Genomic DNA, 3,842 nt, shown 5'->3' on the forward strand with positions numbered 1-3,842 from the left:
GCGCGGCGGTCCAGCTTGCCGTTGGGGGTGAGCGGCAGGGCGTCCACGGGGACAAAGGCGGCGGGGCCCATGGGCTCCGGCAGGCGCTCGCGCAGGTGGGTCCGCAGCGCGGCGGGCGCGGGCGGCTGCCCCGCCGGGACCACGTACGCCACCAGCCGCCGCTCGCCCGGCGCGTCCTCGCGCGCCACGACGGCGCACGCGCGCACGGCCGGGTGGGCGCGCAGGGCCGACTCCACCTCGCCCGTCTCCACGCGGAACCCGCGGATCTTCACCTGCCCGTCGCGGCGCCCCGCGAAGGCGATGGCGCCGTCCGGGAGCAGGCGGCCAAAGTCGCCCGTGCGGTAGATGCGCCGGTCGCCCCCGTCCGGGTCGGGGAGAAAGGCCGCGGCGGTGCGCTCCGGGCGCCGCCAGTAGCCCAGGGCCACGTGGGCGCCGCGCAGGGTGATCTCGCCCGTGGCCAGGGCCTCCACCGGGTCGCCGTCCGCGTTCAGCAGCCGCGCCTCGGTCCCTTCCACGGCGTGGCCCAGGGGAACGGGCCCCCGTCCCGGCGGCGTGCGGCCGTCCGTGACGTGCTGCAGGGCCACGGTGCATTCCGTGGGGCCAAAGCCGTTGACGAACAGGGCGTCCGGGCGAAAGCAGCGGCGAAAGAGCTCCACGTCGTGCGGCACCGTCTCCTCGCCGCCCAGCACCACGGCGCGCACGCGGGACAGGCCCGCCCCGTCCCCCGCCTGCGCGGCCAGGTGCCGAAAGACGGTGGGCGTGGCGTGCAGGACGGTGACGCCGCGGCGGCGCACCTCCCCCGGCAGGTCCGCCGCCGCCGGGCCCCGCAGGGGGACGGGGCACAGCGTGGCGCCGCTGAGCAGGGCGCCGAAGAGGTCCATCACGGCGGCGTCGAAGCCGTAGGACGAAAACAGGCTCAGCCGGTCGCCGGGGCCCAGGTGCAGGCCGCGGGCATAGGTGCGGACGTGGTGCAGCGCGTTGCGGTGGCTCTGCACCACGCCCTTGGGCTCGCCCGTGGACCCCGACGTGTAGAGGATGTACGCCGCCCCGTCCGGGTCCACGTCCACCGAATCCGCGTCCGCCAAAGCCACATCCGCCGAAGCCACATCGACAGAAGCCGCATCTGCCGAAGCCACATCGACAGAAGCCGCATCTGCCGAAGTCACATCTGCCGAAGTCACATCCGCCGAAGTCACATCCGCCGAAGCCACATCCGCCGAAGCCACATCCGCCGAAGCCACATCTGCCGAAGCCACGTCCGCCGAAGTCACATCCGCCGAAGCCACATCGACAGAAGCCGCATCTACCGAAGCCACATCCGTCGAAGCCACATCCGCCGAAGCCACATCCGCCGAAGCCCCATCTGCCGATGCCACATCTGCCGAAGCCACATCCGCCGAAGTCACATCTGTCGAAGCCACATCCGCCGAAGTCACATCCGCCGAAGCCGCGTCTACCAAAGTCACATCCGCCGAGTCCGAAGCCGTATCCGCCGAAGTCACATCCGCCGAAACCACATTCGCCGAGTCCGAAGCCGTATCCGCCGAAGCCGCGTCCACTCGTCCCTCGGCCAGCAGGGGCTCCAGGAGGAGCAGGGGGAGCCCGTCGGCCAGGTCCCGCGCCAGGGCGGCTTCCTGCGCCGCGGCCAGCAGGGCCTCCGGCTCCACGTCCGCCAGGAGAGCCCGCAGCCGCGCCGGCGGGTGGCCGGGGTCCAGGGGGACGTACGTCCTGCCCGCCCGCAGCGTGCCCAGCACCCCCGCCACCATGGGCGCGTCGTGGTGAAGCAGGAGCGCCACCCGCCCCGCCCCCGGCCCGCACCGGTGAAGGAGCGCGTCCGCCACCCGCCCGGCGTGGCCGTCCAGCTCCCCGTACGTCCACCGCAGGACGCCGTCGTCCACGGCGGGCGCGTTGGGCGCGTGCCGCGCCCGCGCCTGGAAGCAGGCGGCGAGGGACTGGCACGGGGCCGCGTCCAGGAACGGGTCCCGGGGAACGGCGGGGCGCGGACGAACGGCCGCCGCCCGCGCCCTGGGCGGCAGCACGGGGAGGGTGGACACGCGCCGCCCGGGGGCGGCGCACGCGGCCTCCAGCAGCACCCGCCACCCGTCCAGCATCCGGCGCACGGTGGCGGCGTCGAACAGGTCCGCGTTGTAGACCACGTCCACGGAGACGGCGTCCCCGTCGGCGATGTACAGCGTCAGGTCGAACTTGGCCCGGGGCTCGCCCCACTCCATCCGCTCGGCGGCCACGTCCCCCAGGCGCAGCCGCGCGGCCGGGTCGGCGGGGTTGAGGTTGGCCAGCACCTGGAAGAACGGCGTGCGCGCGGGGTCGCGCGGGGGCCGCAGCTCGTCCAGCAGCGTCTCGAAGGGGATGTCCTGGTGCGCGTACGCCCCCAGCGTGGTCTCGCGGACGCGCGCCAGGAGCGCGCGAAAGGCGGGGTCGCCCCGCAGGTCCGCCCGCAGCACCAGGTTGTTGAGAAAGCAGCCCACCACGCCCTCCGTCTCGCCGCGGGTGCGCCCCGCCACGGGCGAGCCCACGGCGAAGTCCTCCTGCCCGCTCCACCGGGACAGCACCAGCTGCAGGCCGGCCAGCAGCGTCATGAAGAGGGTGGCGCCCTCCGCCCGGCCCAGCGCGCGGAGGGCCTGGGCCAGGGCCGGGGGCAGCACGAGCGGCGCGCTGGCGCCGCGGTAGGTTTGCGCGGCGGGGCGCGGGCGGTCCAGGGGAAGCTCCAGCGCGGGAAGGTCCGCCAGGGCCCCGCGCCAGTACGCCAGCTGCGCGTCCAGCACCCCGCCGGCCATGCGCGCCCGCTGCCACGCGGCGTAGTCCGCGTACTGCACGGGAAGGGGCGGCAGCGCCGGCGCCCGCCCCCCGGCAAAGGCGGCGTACAGCGCCGACACCTCGCGCACCAGCACGGACATGGACCACCCGTCGGAGACGACGTGGTGCATGACGAAGAGCAGCGCGTGGTCCCCCGGCCCCAGCCGCGCGAGCGTGCCGCGCAGCAGCGGCCCCGCCGCCAGGTCGAACGGGCGCAGGGCCTCGGCGGCGGAGAGGGCGCGGAGCACGGCCTCGCGCCGCGCCGCGGGGAGCCCCGCCAAATCCACGACGGGGAGCGGCACCCCGCCCGGCGGGTCGATCACCTGCACGGGCGCGCCGTCCACGGCGGGCAGGCGCGTGCGCAGGGACTCGTGCCGGGCCACCAGGGCCGCCAGGCTCCGCGCCAGCGCGCCGGCGTCCAGCGGGCCGCGCAGCCGCAGCGCCACGGGCAGGTTGTACGCGCCGCTGGCGGGCTCCAGCCGCTGCAGCACCCACAGGCGCTCCTGCGAAAAGGAGAGCGGCAGCGGCCCGCCGCGCGGCACGGGCACCACGGGCGGGGCCTGCGGGGCGGCCCCGTCCCGCGCCAGCGCGTCCACGCGCGCGGCGAGCCCCGCCACGGTGGGGGCCTCGAAGAGCGCGCGCAGGGGCAGCTCCACGCCGAACACGGCGCGCACGCGCGACACCAGCCGGGTGGCCAGGAGCGAGTGCCCGCCCAGGGCAAAGAACCCGTCCGCCGCGCCCACCCGCTCCACCCGGAGCAGCTCCGCCCAGGTGCCGGCCAGCGCCGTTTCCGTGGGCGTCCGCGGGGCCACGTAGGGCTCCCCCGACGCGTACTCCGGCGCGGGAAGGGCGCGGACGTCCAGCTTGCCGTTGGACGTCAGGGGCAGGGCGGGCACCGCCACCAGCGCTGCGGGGAGCATGTGCTCCGGCAGCGTGCGCCGCAGGGCCGCGCGCAGGGCGTCCGCGTCCGCCGTCCCCGCGACGTACCCCACCAGCCGCCGGTCGCCGTCCCCGTCGTCGCCCGCCAC

General features: G+C 76.2%; 1 protein-coding gene. It reads right to left on the reverse strand.

Features of this window, described 5'->3' with window-relative positions:
• On the reverse strand, nt 1-3,842 hold a 3,842-nt coding region (locus VFZ20_RS26145), incomplete at both ends, for a condensation domain-containing protein (RefSeq protein WP_329686911.1).

Origin of the sequence: Longimicrobium sp., from assembly GCF_036280135.1 — a bacterium.
Taxonomy (GTDB): Bacteria; Gemmatimonadota; Gemmatimonadetes; order Longimicrobiales; family Longimicrobiaceae; genus Longimicrobium.